Genomic DNA, 20,404 nt, shown 5'->3' with positions numbered 1-20,404 from the left:
TCCAAACCCCATGTGAGAGTAGCGCCAAGGTGCCAATCCCTAATAGCAAGACCTAACCCATGGGGTAACAGTTGACGTTTGCGCTACTGCTTGAAAGACAGGTAACAACCCGTCCCTGGTGCTACGTCCAGTCACGCTCAGCAATCTGGTCCAGCCCTTCGCAGAGCTCAGGTCGTTCACGCGGCGAGAATAAAATTGTTCATTCTCTCAATTCCGTGCTCACCCATGGCGTGCCGCTACGGCATCTGCGAATGTCCAGCGGACATTCGGTCTACCTCCGCCCGAGTGCGGGTCCAAACCCCATGTGAGAGTAGTACTCCCGCACGGCAGTGTGTCCCTTGCCGGCTACGGGGCTCCCAATTAAACGAAAAGCCCACTCAAATGAGTGGGCTTTTTGCGTTTAAGCGCAGCCAAGTTGCGCGGACATTCATAGGGAGCCTAACCCATCGGGTAGCAGTTTACGCTTGCGATAACGCTTGATAGACAGGTAACAACCCTTCCCTGGTGAAATGACCACGGCAGCATCCATGCTGCCGGTTCTTCACTCTCGGCGTGCCACTGGCACCCCTCGCTCGCTTCGCTTATGTGGACTCCCCCTTTGTGTGTGGATAGTTTTCCACAGCGTAACGTACCAAGCTGCAATTTATAAAAAAGACGGGTTGCTTCTTGTTTCACGGTCCTGATTAGAACAACTGGGGATGAAATAGAGAACCTCCTCGAGTGTTCAAAGACAAGAAAGGTTTCGAATCAACTCATAGGCAACGAAATATTCACTTTTTTGTTTCAATTTCGTATGGCTTACCAAAGCACTGTTAGAAAAAGGTTTACTGGTATTCTTTTCCTTTCACAATACTAGTACGCTGGTGCATAAATATAATAGACTATCCCAGATTTCTTGATTTTCCATCTGAAGAATACGCTTAGAATATGCAAATTAAATTCAATGAAAATTTCGACTTAGACGCTGCCGCTGTTGAATTTCAACATGACAAACGGGGCAGGTTCACCGATGTTTTAGATACTAGCAATGCTAGTGAAATTTACACAGGCTTAAAGAGCCTGTCGTATGATTTAGCGTTAATACACGAACAGAGGTACATGTCGATCCAGCCCTCCGATTGGACAAGTATGGATCCGCAAACAAAACAAAAATACATTACGATGTCACACCGTTACGCATCTCACGGTGAAGGATTTATCTACGGTAGAAAAAATCTTTCTGCGGGAGGCTGCGGCGTGGGCTCTATTGACGCTTTTAATAAGTGGTTAAATAGTAAAGCTGTGATTGCTTGGATTAAAAAGGTAAGCGGTCATGATGACATTGTAGCCGCTAGTGCCCAGGCAACACGGTATGGACCAGGGCAGTTTCTCACCCGACATAAAGATGAGCATCAAACGGAACAGCGTCGGGTGGCTTACGTTTTTAACTTTACCGAAAAATGGCATCCTGACTGGGGAGGGTTACTGCAATTTTATGAGAATGATGGCACCCCACGGGATAGCTGGACACCCGGTTTTAACACTTTGAGTTTATTCGATGTAAAACATATACATAGCGTAACCTATGTCACACCCTTTGCCCTCCAACCTAGATTATCGATTACAGGATGGTTTCGCGCGACCCCGCTTTAGATGTAGGTGGCCAGAAACTCTCCTTGTTTTTGGCCAGTTGCGATTCATTATTCACCTCGCGGGGAGCGTTCTTTGGACTGGTATTGTGAAAATTCAACCATAGTTATTAGTTGATCGTTATTCGTATCCATTCTATTAAATTCCTCGATCAAACCACTCCGAGCCGCTTCTGATTTAGAAACTTCACCATTGCGATCCGTGTCCATCATGTTAAATTCACTTGTCGCGAGAAGTTCGTCGTCTGTTTGTGGAGAAAATTCTTCACTTCCCTCAGATTCTATCTGATTCGCTTTTTCGCTTGCGTAGTCAGTGGGTTTTTCTTCTGTTCTAAGCGCGTCCCCATCTAGCTCAATCGCTGCTGCCATCTGGACATTTTCATCAAAAACCTCAGGGGTAGTGGTCAGGTAATCATTGAACTCTATGACACTGATCCGTTCATCCATATCCACATCTATTTTTTCAAAATAATTCGCTATGGCTTGGCTCTCGGTTTCTTTCTCAGTCAAGTATCCGCTTTGATCCTTATCTAATTCGGCAAAATTAGTACTAATTTTAACATTCTCATCGGCGGGGGTGCATGCCAGCGCCACGGTCGACATTGCAATAACAGTAACTAGTTTTTTCATATCAATCTCCATCGCTTCCTCAACTAGGCAGGAAATAAATTAATTACCAACATGAGATACATGCATCAGTTGCGCCAACTGAAAAAAGCATAAAAAACAATCGCGTATGAATAATAAATCAGAAAAAGTTGATAATAAGTTACCAAATTGCAACACAGGAGCAGAAAAAACTACACGCTGAGTGAGGTTAAATTTACTTAAATTGATAAGTCCCGCGCTGACTTGCAGATTAAACACGACCAGTTATCGCAGAATTCTTGCGATAACAAGCGGTATAGCTGTTTACCTCAAAAACTCTGCTATTGGCAGAATTAAACTTTTTACATAGGTGATGCGACTTATAGTTATAGCACGGGATTCAATTTCAAATAGCTACTTATGGACATTACACGTACGGCAATAAAAAACGCATCTGGAGTGACTATCGTTGTCGCCATTATAGTGGCGCTGGGGCTATACAGTTTATTCAAGTTACCGATACAGCTTTTTCCTGATATTGAACGACCGCAAATCTCAATTCAAACCAGTTGGCGAGCCGCTTCGCCAGAAGAAATTGAATCTGAAATACTGGAGCCGCAAGAAGAGGTGCTACAGGGGATCCCCGGCCTACACAGCATGTCTGCCTGGGCTAATCAAGGCAATGCGTGGATAAATCTGCAATTTGAGCTTGACACTGACATGCAAAAAACATTGATTGAAGTTGTTAGCCGGATGAATCGGGTTCCCCCACTTCCTCGTGATGCCCTTTCACCCAACATCAATCTAGGAGGTGGTGGGGGCGATGAGCCAGCGTTAACGTATTTCTTCTTACAAAAATTGCCCGGTAACCCTCATGAAATTAACCATTACGTCACCTATTTCGAGGATGAAATTAGACCCCAGTTAGAAGCTATTTCTGGAGTCTCCAGCGCTCAGATGCAAAGTGGGGTTGGCGGTGAAGAAGAGTTTCAAATCATCTTTGATCCCTATAAGGCAGCAGAATTAGGCATTGATTTAACGCAAATCACAGGCTACCTAGGTAGTGCTACCGATGTGTCTGGTGGTTTTGTGGAAGTGGGACGCCGACGTTACACCCTGCGTTTTGAAGGTAAATACGAACCGCAAAAAATGGGGGATATGATTCTGGAGTGGCGTAATGGCAGTCCAGTGTACCTGCGAGATATTGCTGACATACGCATCCAGAGGGCAGACGACGATAGCATCAGTATTCAAAATGGTAACCCTGCAATATCTATCAGAATCAGTCGCGAAAATGACGCGAATGTACTTGCGACATTGCTGGCGGTAAAAGATAAAGTGGCGGATATCAATCAAACCATGCTCGCCGAAGAAAAGCTAACGATGGTGCAGTCTTTTGACGCATCGGTCTTTATTTATCGCGCGATAAACCTGGTGACCAGTAATCTGTTTATAGGTGTGCTGTTAGCAATTGGGGTGCTGTGGATGTTTTTGCGGCAGATGCGGGCCACGCTGATAGTTGCGATGGCGATACCGATTTCGTTACTCAGCACGTTCGTAGTTCTCAACGTGACCGGCCGTTCATTGAACGTTATTTCATTAGCCGGACTAGCGTTCGCTGTGGGAATGGTTTTGGATGCCGCTATAGTTGTGCTTGAAAACATCGTACGAAGGCAAAAACACATTACCGATGAAGCAGAAGCCAGCTACGCTGGGACGAAAGAAGTATTCGGGGCGTTGATGGCCTCCACCGCTACCACGGTCGCTATTTTCATACCGGTAATATTTATCAAAGATGTGGAAGGTCAGCTTTTCGCCGATTTGGCATTAACTATCGCTATTGCGGTCACCATTTCGCTAATTGTAGCAGTAACTGTATTGCCCGTTATAGCCAGTAAGGTACTGCGTTCTCACCATCCCAAGGACAAGTTGGAAGGATTATGGACACGAATTGCATCGGGAATCATGCAGCTCACAAATACTTCGATGAAACGTATCGCCTTGGCGTTCGCCTTAATGACTATTCCTATTACTGCCAGCGTATTGATGTTTCCCAAGCTTGACTATCTGCCGCCTGTGAAACGGGATGCTGTCGATGCATTCTTTAATTTCCCTGCTGGAGCTAGTAATCAATTTATTACCACTGAGATTATGTCCCAAGTTGTAGAGCGGTTGCAGCCATATATGGATGGAGAGAAATCGCCTGCACTGAAAAATTACTACATAATTACGTGGACGAATGGAGGCACTTTAGGTGTAAGAGCCAAGGACCAGTCTAACGTTAAAGAACTTGAAACATTAGTCAGAGATGAAATTCTTAAAGATCTGCCTGATACGCAAACGTTTGCGATGCAGGGGAACTTATTTGGCGGGTTCGGCAATGGTCGCTCGATTGATGTGCATTTGCAGGGTACAGATCAGGACGGGTTAGTTATTGCGGCACAACGGGGAATGGAATTGATTCAAGAAATATTTCCCGGTTCCCAGGTTCGCTCCAATCCTCCTCTTGAGCAAGCGGAACCACAACTGCAGTTTATCCCTCAAGACAGTCGAATTATGGAGGTGGGGTACAATCGTTCGCATATGGCAAATCTGGTGCGCGCTATGGGCGATGGAATGTATGTAGGCGAATATTTTGATGGTATCAAGCGTTTGAATATTATTTTCAGGACGCAAGAATGGGCTACACCTGAAGAACTTGCTGCGACGCCCATAGTGACCCCTAGTGGCGAGATGGTGCAGTTAAGCGAACTTGTATCGATAGAGCGAAATGTAGGTCCTACCCGTATACAACGAATTGACCGTCGCCGCACACTCTCTCTTAATTTCAATCCACCCGAAGGCATGACGTTGGAGGAGGCGATGGCTATTATCGAAGAGAAAGTGGAGCCGCAAATACGAGCCGTAATGCCTTTAAATGGAAATATCAGCTATGGCGGCAGTGCAGACAGTCTCAAGACAGCGGTTAAAACCATGAGCCAGAATTTTTTGTTGGCTATGGGCCTGCTGGTAGTGTTGATGGCGGGTTTATTCCGTTCGTTTAAAGACAGTATTTTAGTAGCCCTTGCTTTGCCGTTAGCGACAGTAGGCGGAATAGCCGCTATTCAGATTATGAATTTGTTTCGCTTCCAGCCAATGGATCTCCTGACCATGATCGGCTTTGTAATTCTGCTCGGCCTGGTCGTAAATAATGCCATCTTACTGGTACATCAAACCCGTATTGGAGAACGCGAAGGGTTAAATCGAACCAATGCAGTACACCAGGCCATTCTGGTGCGTGTACGTCCCATTTTCATGAGTACTTTAACGTCATTGTTCGGGATGTTGCCACTGTTGTTACTTCCCGGCGCAGGTAGTGTGATCTATCGGGGCATGGCAGCCGTGATTGTTGGTGGTATGGCAGTGAGTACTATTTTCACGTTGTTACTTTTACCCACGTTATTGCAAATGGAGTTCCAGCTCCCTTGGCGAAAAAAGGAGAGTTTTCCCCAATCCGGCGTAGCTCCACTGGTAGATGCAAAGCTGCAAAAATTTGAAAATAAATTTTAAGGTATCGATATGAACAGGATTTTTATAAAGCCACTCGCTGTATCAATATTGTCGTTAGGTATTGGCTTTTCTTTAAAGGCACAGGAGCCACCCGCTCCACCGCCGACGCTTGTGGAAGTGGACCAAATCTTACAAGAAGAAATAGCAGAACAGGTTTGGGTGCCCGGCACCGTGGTTAGCCGTGTGGATGCGCAAATTGCTTCAGAAGTTGCTGGACGGGTCATTTGGATGGCAGAGGTTGGCCAGCGAGTACGACCTGGTGAGGTGTTAATTAAACTCGATGATAGGAGGTTAAAGCTTAGTCTGGCGCAGGATAAAGCGAATATAGCTAAATGGGAAGCCAGAGTTTCACTGGCAGAAAGAAAGCTGGATCGATTTATTTCAATGGCAGCGCAACAAAATGTTTCTAAAGACCAACTCGATGAAACAGCAGCAGAGCTTGAAATTGCACGTCAGGAGTTAGCACAGGCAAAAGCGTCGAAAGAAATGACCGAGTATCAGATTGCACAAAGTGAAGTAGTAGCGCCTTTTGATACATTAGTCGTGGAGCGATTGCAATTCCCCGGTGAGTACATCAGCACGGGTCAAACATTATTGCGTATAGTCGATCCGACTCAAGTGGAAGCTGCAATTCGTGCACCCCTTACGGTAATTCCGTACGTATCTGACGGATTGCAAGTAATCGTTAAAAATAATGGACGTGAAGTGCTGGAAAAAGTGAGAGCAGTTGTGCCAGTGGGGAATTCGAATTCACGAATGATGGAGTTACGAGTAGCCCTTAAACCTAATGATTTTCCGATAGGAAGCGCAATTAGGGTATCGCTTCCGCATAGCGAAAAACACCATGGGATGACCGTGCCTCGAGACGCATTAGTGTTGCGTAAAACGGGCGCATACATTTACCAGGTTAACGGTGAGAATGAAGCCCAGCAAATCGCTGTAACAACAGGAATTGGGGTGGGTGAACGCATTGAAGTGTTTGGAGAATTTGAAGCCGCTCATCCAGTGATCACCAGAGGAGCCGAGCGATTACAGCCAGGCCAGAAGGTACGTCTTAGTGGCGGGGATGCCATGATCACCGCAAAGATAGATAGATAGTGGCTAAAATAAGCCTAACTGAGAGGTAATAAGCTTTTCAAAATCGATGCCAACGACAGGCAGAATGCTCTCGGCGATAGGTTTGATTTGTTTCTCAACGTAGTGGTCATAATCTAAAGGGCTATGTATCGATGCGACAGTCTGGGGGCCCTGAACTGTCATAACATATTTAACCACTGTAGAACGGTTATACTTTAACGGTAATCCCTGGGCAAGACGATATTTGTCTTCCATTTTCGCCGCCCTGACATGGGGCGGCACATTTTTTACATACTGCTGCGTAGGTTTGCGCAACCGTTTCGAATAAACCAACTTTTCATCCAACTCGCCTGCTTTTAATTTTTTAATTAGGGTCAGAATGAGTTTTTGCACCGGTTGCTTATTAAATACACTTTCATACAGTTGATGCTGAAATGCCCGTGCCATCGATGTCCAGTCTGAGCGCACATTTTCCAGCCCCTTAAATACAAGTTGCTGTTTGCCGGCAGTTTCTATCATACCAGCATACCGTTTTTTGCTGCCTAACTCTGAGTTACGAATAGTCGGCATGAAGAACTGCTGGAATTGTGTTTCAAATTCTATCTCCAAGTGACATTGCAAAGTAAACTGCGTTTTTAGTTTTTTTGTCCAGCGGTGATTAATCATATTCGCCAGCTCGAGCCCTATTTGTTTGGCTTGGCTAGATACCACGTTATCCCCTATATGAACAAAGGTAGAGTCGGTATCACCATAAATGACTTTGTAGCCAGCCTCCTCTATCCACTGTTTAGTTTGCTGCATAATATCGTGACCTCGCAGGGTTATTGAGCTCGCTAAACGTGGGTCATAAAGGGGGCAACCACCGCTTCCTAAAACCCCGTAAAAAGAATTCATCAGGATTTTGATAGCTTGTGAGCGCGCTTGATCATTCGCTTTCTTGGCTTCATCCCTCTCGCGCCAGAGTTGAGTAATAATATCGGGAAGAAAATGCGTGTTTCTGGAAAATTTAGCCCCCTTGAAACCCTCAATAGCTTTATCGGGGTTGGCAAGTCCTTCAGCCAGACCCACTGGGTCTATCTTAAACGTACGGATAATAGAGGGGTACAGACTTTTAAAGTCGAGTACCAACACATTCTTGTAAAGCCCTGGAATAGAACTCATTACATAACCGCCAGGGCTGGCAAGGCCCCCGTCCGGTGGGCGTACTCCACACACATATCCCGCTCTATGCATGCGCGGTAAATATAAATTTAAAAAGGCAGCCACAGAGCCGCCGGGGCGACTTAACTCTAATCCCGTCAGACGAGCACGCAAAACAAGATAGTCAACTAGTTCAGTGTGGGCGGCAATCTCGTTGACCAACACGCAGTCCTGAAAATTATAGTGCGAAAGCTTTAACGGGTTTGATTGATAGAGGTGTTTAATTGCAGCTACCTGGTCTTCCTCGTGAACTAATTTTCGCTTACCTAATAGTTTGCTGGCCACATACTGTAACGAAAACGATTCGAAATAAAATGCCATGCTTTTCAGTGCTTCAATGCCATCGATAACGCAGCGTCCCGCAATCTCAACAATCGTCTGTCCTGAGGACCACTGAGTAACACTGGCTTCACTGTTATCTCGCCCAAGACGGAGCTTTACCTTGCACGCTTTAGCGCGATTATCAAGCACGGTAAAATCGAACTGTTTTACATTCCACCCCAGAATGATATCTGGGTCGGCTTCTTTTAAGGAATGGCAAAGGGCCTTCAGCAAATCTTTTTCAGAGTTTACCACCGTAAGCTTGTAGTCCTTCACCTGGATATCCTCCAGCTGTGAATGATTGACGATCACTTCGTTCCAATGTTCTGAAGCTAGCGCAACTGAATAAAGGTATTCATGTTCATCACACTCAATATCTAAAGAAAGTGATGTGAGTGAAGGGAGATAATCGCCTCGTTTAACTCTAACTTGCGGTATGTTGGATGCGAGTGTTTCGGTGAAGGTGTAATCAATAGAGCCGTAAGCGAACCGCTCCATTAAATAGCGATCAGCTAATTTTATATCGGCTTCATAAAGAGTAACATTTTCTGCTTTTGCTAGCAGTTGTAATTGGCGCATATGGGGGGCAGAGCGTGTACGCACTATCGCGACCCGCGTATGCGCAAGGGTAGTCAAATGGCTTGACTCAAAGGTAATTGCCAGCCCGGCAGCTGCGCACTCTCTTTCCAAAAGAGGCTGCGCTGATGCAGAAATAAAACATACATTCTGTTGCGGTTCACTGACTATTTTTTCATAACCGTCAGCAGTTTTCACCCACAGTTCAACCCGCTCTCCTTCTGCGGAATGGACACTACGCTTGCTTAGAATAAACCCTTTTTTCACTGAGAACTAAAAACGCTAGCTTATTCCCCGGAAGGAAGCTGAGTTTTATAACGGACTATGCGGTCCCGCCCAGTTTCTTTGGCCTGATACAGTGCTTGATCGGCTAAAGCAATAAGCTCACTGGTAGAAAGTTTATCTCGCGCTTCAATTAATCCAATCGAAACGGATGTGTGTGCATTGGGGCAGTCAATTTTCTCCGGAATCGATTTCACTGTTTCCGAAAACTTTTGCAACATTTCTTCAACCTGATCTATTGATGTGTGGGGGAACGCAAACAAAAACTCTTCTCCCCCATAGCGGCCTAAAATATCGGTACTACGAAACGTACTGGCGGCCAGAATGCCAAACGAACGTAGTACGTTGTCACCGGTCTGATGACCAAATTCATCGTTAACGCGCTTAAAATGATCTAAATCGAGTAAGGCCAATGAGATGGTTTCACCGTGCCGCTGGGCTAATTTCAGCTGCTGGTCAACTAAATCTAACGCTTTTCTGCGCGTAAGCAACGTGGTCAAAACATCTTCGTTGGCGAGGGCTTCAAGGTGCTGACGATGGCGCTTACCTTTAATGTATAACCATAATAGTAGCAAGCTAATTACAATCAGTAAGAAAATCAGCATAAAGCCGTATTTCTGGGTCTCCAGGCGGGTACGAATTTCAGCTTTTTGGCGTAGATTCTGCTCAGTCAATAACGCGTTTTGAATTTGTTGTTGTTCAACTTCAAATTCTGTTTTTAGCCGTAGTAAACGCTTACTGTTGCGTTCTTTGAACAGCTTACCCTGGGCCGTGGCGTTATTGACCATCAAATCATAGGCCGCTGAATAGTCAGCCTGAGCCGCCAGTACCTGTGCCATTTTTCTGTTAATATCAATTCTCTGCGCCAGAAATGACTCTCCTTCGGCTAAAGCCAAGGCTTGCTGGAGGTATTCTTTAGCTTCTTCATGAGCATCTTTTTGCAAATACACTTCCGCCAGTGCTAAGAGAACAGATATTTGCATAAAGGGGTTATGCCCATCATTGAATATAATCAGTGCGTCTTGTAAAAAAGGCTCAGCCTGTTCGGCTTCTTTACGCAAAATTAATTGTTCAGCAATATGGCGATAACTGTTGGCCACGCCTTGAAGATCTCCCACTTCCAATGCAAGTTCAGCAGCATCTCGTAAAACCAATAACCCCTCATTAGTCTGACCTGTTGCAATCAGTGCTTTCCCAAGGCCGATCTCGGTACGTACTTTTCCAATGGATAAAGCTTGTTTTTGATAATAATCCTGCGCCTCTTTAAAGTAGGGAATGGCTAGCTCAGGTTGCCCCTGGTTTTCATATACCATGGCTATCCAATAGGCAAAATCAGCGGGCTTAAGTCTTAACGTGCGATGCTGAGTTAATGCGTATCCTTCCTGAAATCGCGAAAGTGCTTTATCAGCGGAATTTAATGTGAGCTGGACAAGTCCTGCTACACGCAGGGCGTAGGCCTGGATATTGAAGTTGTTTTGTTTTCGGGCCCACGCTAACTCACTTTTAACTGAACCTTCGATATCCTCTGCATGACCCGCGATGGCGCTGGCTTCCGCAATAGAAAGGGAAATATAGCGTTTAAACTCTTCACTGGTTTTATCTTCAATGAACGATTGCGCTTTGCGCGCCTCTTCTTGAGCCCTTAACGGGAGTAGTAATTCGCTATATGCCCGCGCAAGCACAAAGTGAAGTTCACTCTTGTCTTGGTTTTTCTCGGTCGATTTTAATTGCTCTTGAGCCTGGTCAATGGCGTCTGCTGGCTGTTGCAACGTTAACAGTAACAGTTGATTTACCGTGTCATTAAAAATCGGTTTTGACGGTTCCTGAGCATGCACTGGAGAAACTATTCCAACACCCAATAAAACAAATAAGCTTACTGCATGAAAACGGAGTTTAAGTTCCAAATTTATAATTTTTGTTATTATGGTGAACACGACTACTTGATCCGACATTTAATTACATCCGCTATAGTAGTCGAGGACACCGGTTAAGTGAATTGAAAAATGCGTTTATAAATTGGATATTTATGCTTATTTTCGATGAAAATACTTCTAGCGAATCGTGAAATAGTGTTGGTGCCCAGTAAAGCTATTTCCAGCTCTCAGGGAATGTCGCTAATGAAGTTGCAGATGCTGGAAATGGAGAGGGTAATGTGGCGGATATTAAATACGTAAGGCTCCGTGAAAATTAAGTCAGTAATCAGTGTCCATGGCCTTATTATGAAGAGCATGTTTAAAAAAGTCGTTTTTCAATTCAATTTAATCTGCTGTATGTGCCATTTGTTCACTTAATCCCGCACCGGTTATTCAGAAAAGTATTTTACCTAACTGCATTTATGTATGATCAGCTACAGTGAACAGTAGTGTGGGTGAGGGTTAAGTATTCACCGGCGATTTCAGTGGAATATATTAATATAATCCTTGTCACGCTAATCTTCGTTGATGATGCAGTTCAATTCTGTAGACGAACTTTTGAAAGAGGCACTTAGTGTCAATTTTATTGGATTCTGGCGACTTATCCAAGATATGTTAATCGACCATTTTGTAGCGAAACTACCATCGTTGAATAGCCCAAGTCAGTGCAGTGAGTGCAACCACTGAAGACGTAGCAGGCATTATATATTTCGGATAAATATTCCCTTTCCGCGCCCAGATGAGGAGAGGGAATATTATAGCGACAATGGCAAGTTGCCCTATTTCCACGCCTAAATTAAACGCACCTACAGTTAGCACTAAATTATTTTGGTTCGCATTTAAGTCTGCAAATACACTTGCAAACCCCATCCCGTGTAATAATCCAAATGCAAAAGTAATCCAACCTATTCGGTAAACGATTGGCCAAATGTTATTCAGTGCGGTCAACAGCACTGACAGTGCAATACCAAATTCAACGTAACGACTATTCGTTTGTATCCATCCTAGTGCTGTCGCCGTTAACGTCATTGAATGGGCTAAAGTGAAGGCAGTCACGATGTAGAGAGTTTGCTTAAATATATCCTTTACTTTGTTAATAGGTACCCATCGTCGATTACTTCTGGCCAAATTGACCGTCAACAATGTCGCGAGTAAAAACAAAATATGATCCACACCTATCCAAATGTGGATCACACCCTCTTTAACAAAGGTAATAAATGTTGACCATTGTGAATGAGATTGATCGGTGAAGGTGATTTGCCGTTTCGTCGTAGTGATCACATTACTAAGAGTTTTATCGCCGTAATTAACTGAAATTAAAAGCTTATGAGATTTATCAATATTAAAAAATCCCTGATAATTCACCCCTATTTGTTTGCTGGAATCACAACGAAAAGTAAGTGGAATGGCGATCAATAACTGTCCTCCAACAGTCGCGGTGGCTAAAGACGATGTGGAAAATGGACAAACGTTCTGGCGGTCGAAAACAGTAAGGGTTGCTTTTACCATGTTTGCAATTTCTCGTTCATGTTGTTTAACCTCAGCCCAGGTCAACTCGCCATTTTTATCGCTGTCAATAAGTAAACTTTGTTCAAGATCAAATGGTCTCAAAAAAAGTAAACCGCTTAACTCACTATTAGAATCTTTTTCAAGCGTTAGATATGCAGAACTAATTTCATGAGCGTGCACTGCGGGCAATAAAAAGAAAGAAGTAATGAATGCTATTGTAAAATGCAGTACCGATTTCATTACTTATTCACCCTTATTTTGCACAGTTTGTAATGAGCCGCGGCTTTCCCATTTTTCCGCAGTCTCAAGCAATCGTCGGTCTTCAGCTGATTTAGCATACTGCCAGTTTTTACGGGCAAATTTCTGCGCTTTTTGCTTGTTCGGCTTAATAAGCATGTAATATTGTGCCAACTGTCCAGCGTGCTGAAAATCGTCGCGCCATTCTCTATGTTGAACTCGTTGAGCAAGGAGACCCTGCCATTTATGGCTGGTACGCGTACTTTTTTCCGCAAGTGCTAAACGAAGTAATATTGCATCATCGACATTTTCTGGGTGGTGAATCCATTCCTCGAGTTGACATAACACTTTTGCTGAATCACCTATTGCCATATGCGCGTCCGCCCATAACGCGATGAGACTAATGGGTGCGAATTCTAAGTTAATGTTTGCCAAGTGTTTAATTGCAAGAAGCGGTTGATTCAAGGTGTAAGCCATATAAGCGAGAACCTCTGCGTTCCACTGTATAAAGTCGGATGCAGTTAAGTTGGATAACCGACTAATCTTAAGAAGCTGACGATACAGCTTGTCACTAGGTTGCTTCTCAAATTTAGTTTCAAATAAACATGTCATGGCGATGACATAATTAACTTGGCCTACTATTCTCTGACAATGAAGCGCCGCTTCATTATAATTACCTTGATTGATTAAGACAGATGCCATCAAAAGGTGAGCACCGACATAGTTGGGTGAAAACTCCAGCAACTGTGTGAGAGTAGCTTTTGAGTCTGTAAATTGGTGCTCACGTTGTAATAGCTTCGCTTTTAAAAACAGCGCGTCTGGCTCCAGAGTGCCCATATTCTCAAGCTGTTCTAATGTCTGTTTAGCGTGAATCTCAAAAATTGCTGAACTGTTTAGTTTTGCCGCCTTGTCCAGTAAGTCGATCGCTTGTTTCGCAGTTAAATTCTCGTTCTTGATTACCGCCCATTCTGCAATAATTTTGTCATCTTCCGGATAATGAACCTCCTTTGAATTTGCAGAATTACCCAATGCAGTTCCAGAGCTGACTATAAAACATATGACCAGTCGCCATTTTTTCCTCACATTAATCTCCCTGTTTTTAGGTCATCCCTGACCCGATGTCAGTAATGCTAGTCGATCAGGTATTCATCAAATGATGAATCTGTGGCGTCTTGTGTAAACTCACGTCCATTCACTGCTAGGGGCGTATCTGTTGAGACTTGCGTAAAAGCTTGGTTAAAATACTCAACAAACGACACTTGCAATACTTCTATAGTAATATCAATTTGACCAGTAGCAGTATCCTCACCATCAGACACGTTAAAGGTAAACATGTCTGCTCCAGTAAATTCGCTCTTTGGTGTATAGACAAACGAACCGTCGGCTGCTATCTCCACTGAACCATTTGCGGGGGCATCTTCTAACTCAAACGTTAACTCATCGCCATCAGGATCGTTAGCAGAGAGCTGGTCTTCAATTACCGTATCCGTTTGTGTAATAAAGGTTTCAGACTCAGCTGTTGGAGCATTATTGACCGGTGGGGGGGTGTTGACACCTTTGTCATCATCATCGTTCCACCAACACCCGGTCACTGCCATGCTAACTGCTACTGCTAGAATAAAATGTTTCATATGATTCCCCTATTCTGAACCTGGTAATGGCGTGGTTACATACGGAAAAGAGGTATCAAACATTGAGGCATCTATTGGCGCGCCATCCGTAAACGCTGCATTACCTACAGGGGCGTCAGCAGGCTCACAAAAACCCAAATTCGTGGGTTCTCCATTGACTGGGATATCGTGACAAAGTGCGCCCATAACTACGCGCAAGGCGATGTCTACCACGTCATCCCCAGGACGTCTGCCGTTAGGAAATCCAGCCAAATCATCACCCGCTACACCAAAAGCAGATTGATCTGCAGCGGCTTTTGCTTCGATAGCTGTATTTAACCGAATCATTTCTGAAGCTGTGACAGTGGATTGTTGATTTACACCTTCAACCCCAGTTAAAAACGCTGCCACAAGATCAGTTCTTGGAATATTCGTGGGCGCAATAGTTTCGAAATCCGTGCTCAGCGTAGAATTGACAGGCTCTTTGAAAAGAATGTTTAAAATCTCTGGTAAGACAGGGTGGGTAACGTAATCAGCCAACGCGCTATCTTGTGTTGGATGGGCCGTTGAAAATAGATCCTTATCTTCAAGTCCAATAACTACTTCATTTACCAGTGGGTTGCCCAGGCGTGAAACTTGCGTCATTGCCCCCCCATTCACTTCAGGTTTTTCGAACGTCGCATTTGGATTTAACACCCGGGCTTGAGGCAAACTTGCCGTAGTCCAAGAGCCTACTACGCCATTCCCGTCCCCAGTAAGACAAGTTTTAGGAACTTCAATCGCAATAGACGTGACATTTTTATCGGTTAAATCATCATTCGCGCTATCTTGCGTAATTCCGCCTGGGAAACTATCACCATCAACTGGCACATAATTGACTAAATCGAACGTTTTACCCAAGTTAACCACAAAAGAGTCTTTGCGCTGGCCCACAAATACTTTACCTGATGCATCACAGCCAGGCACAGCGAAGTTATAAACAAACTGTGCTGCATACGCTTCATACCCAGCTTTATCTGTAAATGTCTTATTCCCGATATAGTCCATTGGCTTGCCAAACTTTTCTGAACCGGAAGGAGTGATTTCACTTCGTTCACCATCCTGCATAGAGCCAGATACCATCTCAATTTTGTATGACTCGAAAAAATTGACAGTACCGGAGTTATCCCCCGTAGCTATTCCGCCCACGTTTTTTAAAGGTACTTTTATCATTTTTTGATTTTCGCCCACCCCCACTGGAAGTGCGATGCCATCTCCCCCCGCTCCTAATTCGCGAGAGAACGTAAACGCAAAACTTATGTCTTCTACTGCGTCTCCGTCATTATCTATGTGAATGACATACTCGGCATATTGGTCCATCGAGAAGTAATTGGGCCCACCGTAGGGATCTTGTAACGGGATATAATTTGCAATCATGGTGACATAGTCCCCACGACCTTCCTCGTAACTATTAAAAATATAATAATCGGTCGAATCAACTTTAGGATATTTTGTAATGTTGGGTGCCTCACGATGACTTGAGGCCACCGCACCAGCGCTAAAAAGTACACCCGCTACAGCGATTACCGAAATTTTTTTGCAAAACATGAATGTTCCTTAATGAAGAGTTCAGTCAGTCAACGTATGAAGGTGTAAAATAGATGCCCTACTTGTTAGTTATTTGGGTTAAATATACTTAATGTTCCAGCTGAGGTTATAACTACCTTGCTTTGTTGCGGCGATAGAAAGGTTTTCTCAGAAATGTATTTTGAAATAGAATTTTTTTATTTAACGTTCGCGTTTTCTAAGTATTCGACAAAAGCTGAATATCCGCTGCAAGGTGAAGTTTTTGAAATGATATTTACGAGAAATGTCACCTGATAACGCCGTTTTACAAACAAGAAAGTTTGACAGGTGAATGGTTAGATGGGGAATAAATGGGTGTTCTTTCAGAACGTCAATTGGCTATGAGTAGATGGGAGCAATAACGATATCTGCCCGCTGTTTGGATGATTCGCACGGGATGAAATCGGTGCTGATATTTTTTTAAAATTTCGCAGCACAAACTTTGGAGAGAGTATTTTTTAATTCTTGCTGCGGTATTGTAAGTTGCTCACTGGTTTCGCCTGGTCGCAATAAACTTCATTTAGCGTCACTGAGCATCTAAACCTTTCGAAACATCATTTACTTAGAATTCACTTACCTGTTAACCAAAAAAGCGCACAGAGGACGTGTGCAATTAGCCCGCTGGTTGCGAGAAGTATAGATGAACAAGTAATTCAAACCTTCCAGTTTGGCAGTGAAAAGCTGATAAAAATATAAACACCGCATCACGCTCTTTCAACCGCCAGTAAATGAATGACAATTATGTTTGAAAATAACCGCTGTTATACAGATTTAGGTAATTGCATATCGACCTGAATTGGCAAATGGTCAGAATACAGCTTTGTTTTTTTATTTTTAATGCGTTTGCATTTGTGTACTGTTATATCGCTGGTAGTCCAAATTCTATCCAGCGAAAACAGGGGAAACTTGCTGGGAAAGGTGGCACCCACCTTTGTGGGGGTTAATATTCGATTGAGCGCTTTAAACGCGGAAGTGAAAAACTGCCATTCATTAAAATCTCCACCCAGTATCAGGGGGGTGGGGAACAATCGAATGCGTTCTTCTATATATTCGTGTAATTGCGCGAATTGTGAACGCCGTTCCTTTTTTTTTAATCCTTTATGTGTATTAATAACCGTGAGCGGCCCTTTATGAGTTTGCACCACTACAGTCTGAATGTTTCGCGGTTGAAAACCATCTTGACTCACATCCAACGTTTCACTGCTCACAATAGGATAGCGGCTAAGGATAGCGTTGCCATACCAGCCACTTTCCTCTGATAAAGCTGGAGACGAGGCTAGTTTATATACCTGACCTGCGCATATATCTTTAATATCCTGTTTGACAGCTCTACTTTCTGGTCGCGTATCCATTTCTTGTAATAACACAATATCCGCACCAGTCTCTGCCAGGAAATTACCTATACGACGGTAATCCTGCTTCTTGTCAGTACCTACGCCACTGTGGATATTATACGTTACTACGCGACACATTCTTCACTGTTTTCCTTTCTTGCCTGATACCATTTGGCGAATTTCTGCGACCCCCATATCATCAACCCCCACAGCACTATTCCTCCAACTAAGTAACCGATAGTTTGTGGAGACGGATTGCGGAAAATCTGGGTAATTGAATCTCCCACTAAACCTTTCGCAATCATGGGCGGAAACATGCCTAAAAAGGTACCTATCAGGAATTGCCAAAGTGTAATAGAGGAAATTCCTGCCACCAGGTTCACTAAGCTGAAAGGGGCTATTGGTAACATCCTGATCGCGGCAACTCCTACGATCCCCGTCGACTTTAACTTTTTATCAAGCGCCTCAACCTTAGGTCCCCCCACTTTTTTCAATCCGGCGTTCCCCAACAGCATACCTATACCGAACATTGACGCTGAACTCAGCAAGGCGCCCAGCATTCCATAAATAGGCCCCCAAATAGGTCCAAATATGGCGGCCACTGCAAGGGAAAGAACTGTGACAGGGAAAAACAGGAACCCACCGACTACATACACCATTAGCACCGTGGGGAGGGCAAAGTAGGTTCCTCTACTTTTCTCTAGAAACCCATTGATATTCTCCGCATTCAGCCAAGGAATAGAGTGACTGGCATACCAGATGGCACCCCCAAAGGCGGCCAGAACCAACACACCCAGCAAAATCATAATTGTACGACGGCGGGGGTTACGTAGCGGCGGGAGTTTCTCACTGGCTACTTCAATAGCGGGAATGAGTGGCTCTTCAGGATCGGACAGAGCTTTGAAAAAGTTTTTTCCGGATTGGTCTGTGAAAACTTCATCACGTACTTCGGTAAGTACGTAACCGTGCGCAATCTGTCCCTGCATCAATGCTTGTGCAGGATTATCCTCTTGCATCAGTTTCGCCGTACTTTCAACGTCACGACCAGTATGTTCCGCCAACAAATCATCGCGTACTCGCGCAATCGCTTTGCGATTATGTTCATTGTTGCCAAACAAAACAGTGTCTAATTCAGTATCCAGGGTCATAGACCGGTTACTTATATTAGAGGAACCGATAACAAGATATTTGTCGTCGACACTCATAACTTTTGAGTGAATACGTTTATACGCTTTTCGACCCTTAATATCCTCGATTGAGGAGTAGGTCATGATGACGCGTTGCGGATCTATGTCCTTTTCGAGCGCTTTTTTGAAGTCAATTCGTCCCGCCCAAAAGGCCTCACACTCAAATTTACCTTTGGGTTCGTAGGAACTCACTACTATCACATGTAAGGTAGGGCATTCGCGCATTCGCTTGTTTAATGCTTCAGCAATCTCAACCCGACTAGTAAACTGATTTTCGATATATATTACCCGCTCCCCCTGGCTAATAAGGTCAAGCAGCATGTTCCGTACTTCCTGAACGGGCTCAGCATCATCCATTAGAGGAATGGTTCTGGCCAACGCGCAGTCGCATTTTTCCAGCCATGATTCTACGCCGTCCGGCCAGGTCGCCGGCTTGGTATCGTCTAAACCAGTAGGCGCTCTTTCTCTAATTGCAATTGGCTCACGTTCTGAAACGCGCACCCAGCGCCAGCGAACAAGTTTGCTGAATTCTTTTACTACCGGCCCACTGGAGACCATTTGTACATCATGTAATGGGGTATACGGGCCATCGGGGCCATCACGGTCGTCGGAAACAACGGGGTGATCCCGCGTATCCCAACGATTTGTCGATACATCCATACCACCGGAAAATACAACTTCGTCATCGATGAGAACAATTTTTTGATGTTGGCTGCCACCCATTGGGATCGTATCATCCAATTCTGTGGCAACATTATCGGGAGTCTTTTCTTCCCACACCTCTTTGGCCCACATTTCACGTTGCGCAAAGAACGCTAAAGAAGAATCCCATCTCAAAAGGTAGATTTTGATATCGGGGTTTTTTTCCGCTTTCCATTTTAATAAATCGCTGATGACAGAAGGCGCTTCAGCTTGCTCTTCTTCCTCGCCATGGAGTAAACGAATGCGACTGTCAATATCCCAACCTACAATAAAAATGCTGTGTTTCGCTTTGACAATTGATGAGTGAAGCGCGCGGTAATAGTCAGCTCCATCAATCAAAGGAGCAGCATGCGCAACCTGGCTGGTAACCCAACAGTTTTCTCCTTCTCGAAAAATGGAATTATTAGACGACATTTGGCCTCCTGTTTAGCCACCCGCTGGACAAAATCAAATAAAGGTCAGCTTGCAGATTTTGTTCCACTATCATGTTGAGACAGTAAATCCCGACCAAGGCCATTAAATTACAGGTATTTAATAATATTTGCATGGAACGAAAGAGATAGCTGGGGCTTCTAATTTGAAAGTAAGTGGTGGTGGTATGAATTTTTTTCTCATAGATCATTTGCTTGTTTTAATTAAACAGTTCTGTGAGCAACATTCTAAAATACGAATATAAACGCTTGGCTGGACCAGCAAAGGAGAAAAAATGGGTAGTAAATTACTAAATACAGCGGCAGCAATTTTAGCTACGGCATTTGTTGCCACAGGGGGGGAAGCCTCTACCCACAAAGATTGGCAAAACGCTGGTTTTACCTCTAAGCAAGCAAAAGTATGGGCGTACGGAAAGTTCTCAGTAAACGAAGCACAGAAATGGAGCAGTGCCGGATTTGAACCGATGGCGGCGATCCAGTGGAAACGCTATGGTGCCCCATTTTCGCAGGCCCTCGCATGGAATAAAGAAGGATTCAAGTTTCAAGAAGCACGCTACTGGATAGAACATAACGTATCGGTTGATGAAGCCATCGTTCGTCGGACTGAACGGGCAGGGCAAAGCTACTAAGTTTCAGGATCTCAAGCGAGACCTGC

13 protein-coding genes are annotated in these 20,404 nt (G+C 44.3%); 4 read left to right on the top strand and 9 right to left on the bottom strand.

Going from position 1 to position 20,404, the window contains the following annotated elements; translation table 11 throughout:
• The first annotated feature begins 927 nt into the window (after positions 1 to 927).
• A complete protein-coding gene (locus tag OPS25_RS02975; RefSeq protein ID WP_265616172.1) occupies positions 928 to 1,632 on the top strand; it encodes a 2OG-Fe(II) oxygenase family protein in 705 nt (234 codons plus the stop codon).
• A 47-nt stretch (positions 1,633 to 1,679) separates the two neighbouring features.
• On the opposite strand, the gene OPS25_RS02970 is transcribed toward OPS25_RS02975, so the two are convergent.
• A complete protein-coding gene (locus tag OPS25_RS02970; RefSeq protein WP_265616171.1) occupies positions 1,680 to 2,258 on the bottom strand; it encodes an EF-hand domain-containing protein in 579 nt (192 codons plus the stop codon).
• A 378-nt stretch (positions 2,259 to 2,636) separates the two neighbouring features.
• Here OPS25_RS02970 and OPS25_RS02965 point away from each other — a divergent pair, with 378 nt between their 5' ends.
• Both OPS25_RS02965 and OPS25_RS02960 read left to right on the top strand, forming a co-directional pair.
• The gene (locus OPS25_RS02965) at positions 2,637 to 5,765 is read left to right on the top strand and encodes an efflux RND transporter permease subunit (RefSeq protein ID WP_265616170.1); all 3,129 of its coding nucleotides are present in this window, start codon (positions 2,637 to 2,639) and stop codon (positions 5,763 to 5,765) included.
• A 9-nt stretch (positions 5,766 to 5,774) separates the two neighbouring features.
• Positions 5,775 to 6,863 carry an efflux RND transporter periplasmic adaptor subunit gene (locus OPS25_RS02960; RefSeq protein ID WP_265616169.1) on the top strand — a complete coding sequence of 363 codons (1,089 nt, stop codon included), beginning with the start codon at positions 5,775 to 5,777 and terminating at the stop codon, positions 6,861 to 6,863.
• 3 nt (positions 6,864 to 6,866) lie between these two features.
• On the opposite strand, the gene OPS25_RS02955 is transcribed toward OPS25_RS02960, so the two are convergent.
• The 8 genes from OPS25_RS02955 to OPS25_RS02920 form a co-directional block, all read right to left on the bottom strand.
• A complete protein-coding gene (locus tag OPS25_RS02955; RefSeq protein WP_265616168.1) occupies positions 6,867 to 9,206 on the bottom strand; it encodes a DNA polymerase II in 2,340 nt (779 codons plus the stop codon).
• A 20-nt stretch (positions 9,207 to 9,226) separates the two neighbouring features.
• Entirely contained in the window at positions 9,227 to 11,173 is a 1,947-nt protein-coding gene (locus OPS25_RS02950) for a tetratricopeptide repeat-containing diguanylate cyclase (RefSeq protein WP_265616167.1), read from the bottom strand.
• A gap of 600 nt (positions 11,174 to 11,773) precedes the next feature.
• On the bottom strand, positions 11,774 to 12,883 hold the full coding sequence (locus OPS25_RS02945; RefSeq protein ID WP_265616166.1) for a HupE/UreJ family protein: 1,110 nt from the start codon (positions 12,881 to 12,883) through the stop codon (positions 11,774 to 11,776).
• Between the two features lie 3 nt (positions 12,884 to 12,886).
• Complete coding sequence (locus OPS25_RS02940) at positions 12,887 to 13,963, bottom strand: tetratricopeptide repeat protein (protein WP_265616165.1); 1,077 nt, start codon at positions 13,961 to 13,963, stop codon at positions 12,887 to 12,889.
• 47 nt (positions 13,964 to 14,010) lie between these two features.
• A complete protein-coding gene (locus tag OPS25_RS02935; protein WP_265616164.1) occupies positions 14,011 to 14,511 on the bottom strand; it encodes an Ig-like domain-containing protein in 501 nt (166 codons plus the stop codon).
• A 9-nt stretch (positions 14,512 to 14,520) separates the two neighbouring features.
• Complete coding sequence (locus OPS25_RS02930) at positions 14,521 to 16,077, bottom strand: DUF4331 domain-containing protein (protein ID WP_265616163.1); 1,557 nt, start codon at positions 16,075 to 16,077, stop codon at positions 14,521 to 14,523.
• 779 nt (positions 16,078 to 16,856) lie between these two features.
• Entirely contained in the window at positions 16,857 to 17,567 is a 711-nt protein-coding gene (locus OPS25_RS02925) for an endonuclease/exonuclease/phosphatase family protein (protein WP_265616162.1), read from the bottom strand.
• A complete protein-coding gene (locus OPS25_RS02920) occupies positions 17,555 to 19,732 on the bottom strand; it encodes a VTT domain-containing protein (protein WP_265616161.1) in 2,178 nt (725 codons plus the stop codon). Before OPS25_RS02920 ends, OPS25_RS02925 begins: the two co-directional genes overlap by 13 nt.
• Positions 19,733 to 20,024: 292 nt before the next feature.
• On the opposite strand from OPS25_RS02920, the gene OPS25_RS02915 reads away from it, so the two are divergent.
• The gene (locus tag OPS25_RS02915; RefSeq protein ID WP_265616160.1) at positions 20,025 to 20,378 is read left to right on the top strand and encodes a hypothetical protein; all 354 of its coding nucleotides are present in this window, start codon (positions 20,025 to 20,027) and stop codon (positions 20,376 to 20,378) included.
• Positions 20,379 to 20,404 lie beyond the last annotated feature (26 nt).

Source organism: Alteromonas aquimaris, from assembly GCF_026183695.1.
Classification (GTDB): Bacteria; Pseudomonadota; Gammaproteobacteria; order Enterobacterales; family Alteromonadaceae; genus Alteromonas; species Alteromonas aquimaris.
This window is presented reverse-complemented; position numbering and strand designations above follow the sequence as displayed.